The sequence below is a fragment of the Paraburkholderia mimosarum LMG 23256 = NBRC 106338 genome, from assembly GCF_000739815.1.
In the GTDB taxonomy this organism is placed as follows: domain Bacteria; phylum Pseudomonadota; class Gammaproteobacteria; order Burkholderiales; family Burkholderiaceae; genus Paraburkholderia; species Paraburkholderia mimosarum.
The window spans coordinates 226,593-233,328 of record NZ_BBJJ01000007.1 but is presented as its reverse complement, the minus strand read 5'-3'; the positions used below and the strand labels follow the sequence as shown (position 1 = coordinate 233,328).

Sequence of the window (6,736 nt, the reverse complement as noted above, 5' to 3'; positions counted from 1 at the left end):
CAGCCCGGGCCCGGAGAACTCCTCGACCTGGATATATTTCAGCTTCGTCACGTTGACTACGGCAGGGTATGGCGACATCGTGCCCGTCGCGCGGCAGGCGAGATCGCTTGCGAATCTCGAGGGGCTCATTGGCCAGCTTTATCCGGCTATTGTGCTCGCGCGACTTGTGTCATTGCACCTGGCAGGCGGCAGTTCCGGAACAGACAAGAACTGACCGCTGATCCCGCATCTCATCGGGCCGACAACGGCGGCCGCGACTCATCATCTCCTGCTGTACCCGGGGGGCATGGAACCGTTCGGTTAGTTCGGCCGAGGGAAATGTTATCTTCGTGATACATTAACTATCACAGCGACTTACGAAGATTGCAAAATGCCAACCCCTCACGCTCCTTCTGCCGGCGTCCGGCGGGCGCTGCGAAAATTGGGTGCCGATATTCACGATGCGCGTCGCCGCCGCCGGTTGACCATGGCGGTGGTGGCCGATCGAGCTTTCACGTCGAGAGCGACTTTGCAGCGCGTCGAGGCTGGAGATCCGGGTGTGAGCATCGGCATCTATGCAGCCGTGCTACTGGCGCTCGGCCTTTTAGGCGGACTTCAGGACGTTGCCGACGTTGCCCACGATACGGTGGGGCAGTCGTTGGCTACCGCAGCGTTGCCTCAGCGCGTCCGGTTGCCGCGTGGCAAAGGCAAGGGCGATCATGGCTGATGTCGAGGTTTATATCGATGTCGATGGCTCGCCGCGGCCGGCGGGGCTGCTCAGGCGCCATGCGTCGCGCCGGGAAGAAACGGTCACCTTCGAATATGACGAGGCCTGGCTAGCCGCCGACGAGCGCTTCTCGATCGAGCCAGCGCTGGCGTTGACGCGAGGTCTCTTCCCGCCGCCGGCTGGCCAACCCATTTTTGGCTCGATCGGCGATTCGGCGCCGGACACCTGGGGGCGTCGTCTCATGCAGCGTGCGGAGCGTCGACACGCCGAACGGGAAGGGCGGCGCGTCCGTACGCTCGGCGAACTTGACTATCTGCTGGGCGTAGCCGATGAAACGCGCCAGGGCGCGCTGCGATTCCGCTGGAGCGGAGAAGAAGAATTCCAGTCGCCCGTGCCCGCCGGTGTTCCGGCTCTAATCGAACTGGGGCGGCTGCTCCAGATCACTGAACGCATCTTGCGCGACGAGGAAACCGATGAGGATTTGCAACTGATCTTTGCGCCAGGGTCGTCACTGGGTGGCGCGCGTCCCAAGGCTTCAGTCATCGATCAATACGGCCATTTGTCGATTGCCAAATTCCCGAAGGAAACCGACGACTACAGCATCGAAACGTGGGAGGAAATCGCCCTGCGATTGGCCGAACGCGCCGGTATCTCCACCCCGCATCACGAATTGCTCGAGGTAGCGGGCAAGGCCGTGCTGCTATCGCGTCGGTTCGATCGCGCGGGGAGCATTCGCATCCCCTTTCTCTCGGCCATGTCAATGACGGAATCGCGGGACGGTCAGCGCGGCAGTTATCCCGAGTTGGTTGATGCACTGACACAACACGGTGCGAAGGCGCGGGCCGATGCCGCACAGTTGTATCGCCGCGTGACCTTCAATGTGCTGGTCTCCAATGTCGATGACCATCTGCGCAATCACGGTTTTCTGTGGACGGGGCGCGACGGCTGGATATTGTCGCCGGCCTATGACCTCAACCCCACGCCAACCGATCTCAAGGCGCGCATCCTGACGACCAATATCGATCTCGACGAGGCAACCTGTTCAGTCGGCCTGCTGGAAAGTGCCGCGGAGTTCTTTGGTTTGTCGCTGAAACAGGCTCGGGCCACGATCCGGGCTGTGGCCGACGTGACCAGGACATGGCAATCGGTTGCGGAGGAAGTTGGTTGCAGGCGCGCAGAGATCGTACGGATGGCAAGCGCCTTCGAGCACGATGACCTGTGCGCCGCATTACAGTTGTGACGGTATCGAGGACCGCGTCCAAACAAGCCTTGACGGTATCGGCAACGGTATCGCGCTCACGAACAGCCCCGAGACGCAAACATGTCGGCGATTTTTCCGGCGAATCGAACATCGATCCTCCAGTGCGGCCCAACAACGGCCGTCAGCTGCTGGGCATGACATCCGGTATCGACGCAGCGTGAACAGGTGGGGACGCCGGCCGTAAGGCCCGGCCACTGGATCGACGATCGAGTGGGAGCGATGTCCTCCCGTCAGCCTGCTGGCGATGCAAAAACCCGCGTTCGGCATCATGAGCCGACGCGGGCTTTTTGCTTTTGGCGAGTCCGCCTTGTCCGTTGAGACTGGCGCCAGACCATTGAATGCTTCAGGCGCATGCCCGCGTTCTTCCGGGTGCGGACGTCGAGCCCTGTGTGAACGACGGGCTTCACTTCCGCCAGCTCACGCATCATCATCGCCGCCCGATTCGTCTGCTGTGCCGCGAACGACGGCATGGAAATACGGTGTCCGCAAGGTCCAGTTCCGGATCATGAGCCGGATCATGAGCCGTGGCCAGCGCCAGCCGGCGACGTGTCCGTGGCTTGAGCGAGGCTCAGGACCATCTGCGCAATCGACTGCGTGGTGGCGAGCGTATTGATCACGCCCGCGCGCAGCGCGCCGAGAATGCCGGTGGCCTTGGTGGGCTCGCTCGCGGTCGCGATGACGTTGGGGATGCGCTTCAGATCGTCGAGCGTCAGGCCGATCACCCGACCGCGCAGCAGCGTAGTCGCGGGGCGGCCATGGATGTCGATGAAGTCGTAGCCCATGATGTCGCCGACCGCGCCCGCGCGCTTGGCCTCGGCCATTTCCTCGGGCGTGAACCAGCCGAGGCGCAGCATGTTGCTGTCCTCGAGAATGTCGCCAATGCCCACCAGCGCCACCGTCGCGCGTCGCGCTTTGTCGAGCGACTGCCGCACGACATCGTTTTCCAGCAGGGCGGCGAAAAGCTGTGGATCGTTGACGAGCGCCGGCGCGTAGAGCGTTTCGCTGTCGCCGCCAAAGCGCGCGGCGAGCCGGCGGCAGATGTGGTCGGCGTTCATCGTTTCTCCGCCGCGATACGAGCCGCCGATCGCGGAGACGAACGAGCAGTTGCGCGGCGTCGTCGACACCGCGTGGCGCGACACGGCGCTGACGTTGCGCCCCATGCCGACCGCGACGATCGTGCCGTCCGTCAGCGCGCGGTCGAGGTAACTCGCGACGAGCCCCGCCAGCAGTTCCCGCTGGCTGTCCTGATCTTTGTGATCGACCGAGATGATGGCGCGCTGGATGCCGAAGCGGGCGATCAGTTCCTGTTCGAGATCCTGTACCGCGCGCGGATGATGGCGCACCCGGATCTCGACGATGCCTTCCTCGACGGCGCGCCTGAGCAGACGTCCCACTTTCGGGCGCGAGATGGCGAACTTTCGGGCGAGTTCTTCCTGGGTCATCCCGTCGATGTAGTAGCAGGTCGACAGTTGCGTGAGTTCGTCGTTGGTCATGGCGTTATCGATGGTGGCAAGCATCGCGACGGTCACCTCTTGAGCGTTACGTCATTCGGGAGGCCGGCGGGCGTGCCGCCCCGGCGCTCGTAGTCGGCGATGCGCTGCACCTTGGGTTGGGAGCGGCCGCCGTCGAATTCTGCCTTAAGCCAGGCGTCGACGATGCTGTTGGCCAGCTCGCTGCCGATCACGCGCGCGCCCATGGTGATGATCTGTGCGTCGTTGCTGCGCCGCGCGCGCTCGGCGGAGTACGTGTCGTGGCACTGCGCCGCGCGGATACCCGGCACCTTGTTGGCGGAGATCGCCACGCCGATGCCGGTGCCGCACAGCAGGATCGCGCGTGCAAAGTCGCCCGCGGCGACGCGCTGGGCGACCGCAATGGCGATATCCGGGTAGAGCACCGACTGTTCGGCGTGGTGGGTGCCGAAATCGACCAGTTCGACCTGCGGATGCGTGTCGCGCAGATGCCGCTTGATCGACTCCTTCAGCGCATAGGCTGCTTCATCGCAGCCGATCGCTACTTTCATGGTGATGATCTCCCTGAGTCGCGCCGCGAAGCGCGCGTGTCCCGGTGCGCGCATTATAACCATCAGAAATGAGCATTTGTCAAATGCCGAGCATTTGCTCACCAGTTTGATAGGAGATGGGTTGCCTTGCTGGTCCGGTGGAGCGGAGAAAGGACGCGTTCACCAGGGTTCATCCATAGTTGACGACGCCATTTAGCGATATCTACCATTTGCTCTGAAGTATCAAAATTTCATTGATGAACAAATGATCGTCAAGGATGCCCTGTGACTTCTGTTCTGCTCGAAGCAACCCAGGTAGCCAAACGGTTCAACGGCGTGAGCGCGTTGCGCGACGGACGCCTGACCTTGGCGGCGGGCCGCGTACACGCGCTGTGCGGCGGCAACGGTACGGGCAAATCGACGTTTCTGAACATCCTGATGGGGCTGCTGCGCCGCGATGAGGGCGTCATCCGGCTGAATGGCCGGGAAGTGGATTTCGCCTCGCCCGCGGAGGCGATTGCGCACCGGCTGGCGATCATTACGCAGGAGCTGTCGCCGGTGCCGGGCATGACCGTCGCCGAAAACCTGTATCTCGGCCGCGAGCCGACCGTGGCGGGCGTGATCGTCGATCGGCGCGCGCTGCGGCGTCGGGCGCAGGCCCTGCTCGACCGGCTCGGCTTCGCGATCGACGCGGGCGTGCCGATGCAGCGCCTGAGCCTCGCGCAAACGCAACTGGTCGAGATCGCGAAGGCATTCAGCCATGACTGCAGGGTGATCATCATGGACGAGCCCACGTCGGCGATCGGCGAGCGCGAAACGGAGACGCTTTTCACGGCGATCCGCCAGGTCACGGCGCAGGGAACCGGCATCATCTATGTGTCGCACCGCCTGAGCGAACTATTCGACATCGCCGACGACTACACCGTGTTTCGCGACGGGGCCTACGTCGAAAGCGGCCGGATGGCCGACATCGATCGCGCGCACCTGGTGCGCACGATCGTCGGACGGGAGCTGGCCGCCGTCGACCGCGACCGTCGCCCGGCCGATGGCGCGGTGTGTCTGTCCGCGCGCGGCTTGACGCGCGCCGGCGAATTCGAGGACATCGGGCTGGACGTGCGCCGCGGTGAAATTCTCGGCATCTACGGGCTGATGGGATCAGGGCGCAGCGAATTCCTGAACTGCATCTACGGATTGACGCGGCCCGATGCCGGCACGCTCACGCTCAACGGCGAACCGCTGCCCCAGGGCGATCCCGCGCGGACGATCCGTGCGGGCGTCTCGCTCGTCACCGAGGATCGTAAGGACTCCGGACTGGTGCTCTCCGGCAGTGTGCAGGAGAACATCGCACTGTCCGCGTACCGGCGTCTCGCGCGCGCCGGTGTGATCCGGCGCGCGCCGGTGCGGCGGCTCGCGCAGGCGATGGTCGAACGGCTGGCGATCAAGGCCGCGTCGCTGCGCATGCCGGTCTCGGCAATGAGCGGCGGCAACCAGCAGAAGGTCGTGCTGGCCCGATGCCTGTCGACCGGCCCCGTGCTTCTGCTATGCGACGAGCCGACGCGCGGCGTCGACGAAGGCGCGAAGCAGGCCATCTACCAGTTGCTCGATACGTTTGCGCGCAACGGCGGCGCGGTGATCGTCGTGTCGTCCGAAGCGCCTGAGCTGCTGCTCGTCAGCGACCGTATCGCCGTTTTCCGGGGTGGCCGCGTGGCCGCCGTGTGCCCGGCTGGCGGCGTGACCCAGGAAACCCTGCTCCATCTCGCGTCATGAACCTGCCCATGCCTACCCAGACCCTTTCCCATCCCGCCGACGCCGCAGCGAGCCGCGTGCCGGTGTCCGAACTCGCGAGCCGCTTCGGCCTTCCGCTCGTCTTCGTCGCGCTGTGCGTCGCGCTGGCCTTCGCGAGTCCGTACTTCTTCACCTGGCGCAACTGGGGCGACATTCTGCGGCAGACCTCGATCAACGGCATCCTCGCGATCGGCATGACCTGCGTGATCCTGACCAAGGGCATCGACCTGTCGGTGGGCTCGGTGCTCGCGCTCGCCGGGATCGTCAGCGGCCTCGTCGCGGCGGCGGGGCACAACCTCGTCGTCGTCCTCGTGACGGGCATCGCATGCGGCGCGGCGCTCGGCGCGCTCAACGGCGTCGCGATCGCCCGCTTCCGGGTACCGCCGTTCGTGGCGACGCTCGGCATGCTGAGCATCGCGCGCGGCGTCACCTACATCGTCAACGACGGCAGTCCCGTCGCCAACCTGCCGGACGACTACCTCGCGCTCGGCATCGGCAAGCTGGGCCCGCTTGCCATGCCGGTGCTGATTTTCGCGGCGGTGGCGCTCGTGTTCTGGTGGCTGCTGCGCTCCACGACGTACGGCCGTTATCTCTACGCGGTCGGCGGCAACGAGAAGAGCGCGCGCACCTCCGGCATCGGGGTGCGCAAGGTGGTGGGCTCGGTGTACGTGCTGTCCGGCGCGCTCGCGAGTCTCGCCGGCATGATCCTCGCCGCGCGCACCACCTCCGCGCTGCCTCAGGCGGGCGTGTCCTACGAACTGGACGCGATCGCGGCCGTGGTGATCGGCGGCACCAGCCTGTCCGGCGGCCAGGGCGGCGTGGTCGGCACGCTGTTCGGCGCGCTGCTGATCGGCGTCATCAACAACGGGCTGAACCTGCTGGGCGTGTCCTCTTATTACCAGCAGATTGCGAAGGGGCTGATCATCGTCCTCGCCGTCCTCATCGACGTGGCCCGCAAGCAGCAACGCTAATCCGTTCCAACCGG

Annotated in this window: 7 protein-coding genes; 5 read left to right on the top strand and 2 right to left on the bottom strand. The window is 64.9% G+C overall.

Annotated elements, in window-relative coordinates; genetic code table 11:
- The 3 genes from BMI01S_RS38860 to BMI01S_RS08640 all read left to right on the top strand — a co-directional run.
- Nucleotides 1-214 (top strand): potassium channel family protein (locus tag BMI01S_RS38860; protein ID WP_169745485.1); only part of this gene is annotated, 214 nt, incomplete at its 5' end.
- Between the two features lie 207 nt (nucleotides 215-421).
- Complete coding sequence (locus tag BMI01S_RS08645) at nucleotides 422-706, top strand: helix-turn-helix domain-containing protein (RefSeq protein ID WP_244145231.1); 285 nt, start codon at nucleotides 422-424, stop codon at nucleotides 704-706.
- Nucleotides 699-1,946 carry a type II toxin-antitoxin system HipA family toxin gene (locus tag BMI01S_RS08640; protein WP_028231249.1) on the top strand — a complete coding sequence of 416 codons (1,248 nt, stop codon included), beginning with the start codon at nucleotides 699-701 and terminating at the stop codon, nucleotides 1,944-1,946. Before BMI01S_RS08645 ends, BMI01S_RS08640 begins: the two co-directional genes overlap by 8 nt.
- Nucleotides 1,947-2,482: 536 nt before the next feature.
- Here BMI01S_RS08640 and BMI01S_RS08630 read toward each other — a convergent pair.
- Both BMI01S_RS08630 and rpiB read right to left on the bottom strand, forming a co-directional pair.
- A complete protein-coding gene (locus tag BMI01S_RS08630) occupies nucleotides 2,483-3,460 on the bottom strand; it encodes a sugar-binding transcriptional regulator (RefSeq protein ID WP_036018742.1) in 978 nt (325 codons plus the stop codon).
- A gap of 32 nt (nucleotides 3,461-3,492) precedes the next feature.
- Complete coding sequence (gene rpiB / locus BMI01S_RS08625; protein WP_042288912.1) at nucleotides 3,493-3,987, bottom strand: ribose 5-phosphate isomerase B; 495 nt, start codon at nucleotides 3,985-3,987, stop codon at nucleotides 3,493-3,495.
- A 264-nt stretch (nucleotides 3,988-4,251) separates the two neighbouring features.
- Here rpiB and BMI01S_RS08620 point away from each other — a divergent pair, with 264 nt between their 5' ends.
- Together BMI01S_RS08620 and BMI01S_RS08615 are read left to right on the top strand one after the other, a co-directional pair.
- Nucleotides 4,252-5,733 carry a sugar ABC transporter ATP-binding protein gene (locus tag BMI01S_RS08620; protein ID WP_028231251.1) on the top strand — a complete coding sequence of 494 codons (1,482 nt, stop codon included), beginning with the start codon at nucleotides 4,252-4,254 and terminating at the stop codon, nucleotides 5,731-5,733.
- Nucleotides 5,730-6,722 (top strand): ABC transporter permease, encoded by a 993-nt coding sequence (locus BMI01S_RS08615; protein WP_208460972.1) that lies wholly within the window; start codon nucleotides 5,730-5,732, stop codon nucleotides 6,720-6,722. The genes BMI01S_RS08620 and BMI01S_RS08615 overlap by 4 nt, the downstream gene beginning before the upstream one ends.
- Nucleotides 6,723-6,736: the final 14 nt, after the last annotated feature.

Bases quoted from the DNA above. Each gene is read 5' to 3' on its own strand.
- BMI01S_RS08640 (WP_028231249.1), top strand. From the start codon at position 699: ATGGCTGATGTCGAGGTTTATATCGATGTCGATGGCTCGCCGCGGCCG.
- BMI01S_RS08630 (WP_036018742.1), bottom strand. From the start codon at position 3,460: ATGACCAACGACGAACTCACGCAACTGTCGACCTGCTACTACATCGAC.
- rpiB (WP_042288912.1), bottom strand. From the start codon at position 3,987: ATGAAAGTAGCGATCGGCTGCGATGAAGCAGCCTATGCGCTGAAGGAG.
- BMI01S_RS08615 (WP_208460972.1), top strand. From the start codon at position 5,730: ATGAACCTGCCCATGCCTACCCAGACCCTTTCCCATCCCGCCGACGCC.